1 protein-coding gene is annotated in these 401 nt (G+C 33.7%); it reads left to right on the top strand.

Annotation, left to right across the window (positions count from 1 at the left end; all coding sequences use genetic code 11):
* Positions 1-196, top strand: a 196-nt coding sequence (locus ACNPNW_RS06415) for a type I secretion C-terminal target domain-containing protein (RefSeq protein ID WP_448766767.1), incomplete at its 5' end; no start/stop codon positions are given.
* Positions 197-401 lie beyond the last annotated feature (205 nt).

The following is a 401-nucleotide window of genomic DNA, read 5'->3' as shown; positions in this document are numbered from 1 at the left end:
ATCATCTCATCTTTCACAAGTCGAAAAATTCATTAAGGTTGACTATGATGCAGCAACTGAATCTGCAACCGTGAAAGTAGATCGTGATGGTGAAGCAAATGGTTCAAATTATCAGGATCTTTTGGTCTTAGAACATCAAACTTCGAATGTAACGCTTGCAGAGCTGTTAAATAATCATCAAATTACGATTGGCTAACTTATCATGTTTATGAATAAAAGTTGCCCCATCCGTGGGGCAATTTTTATGCTAGATGTGAATAATTTCGCTAAATCATTTAATGGCAAAACAAAATTCCAGTACAATGCTTGAGTTTTGATTTTCCTCATCATTATTATAGTCGTGAAACAATATCATGAATAAACGGGATGTATTAATAAAGACGAGTTTATGTTCACTTCTT

It is taken from the genome of Acinetobacter endophylla (assembly GCF_053543775.1).
This window is presented reverse-complemented; position numbering and strand designations above follow the sequence as displayed.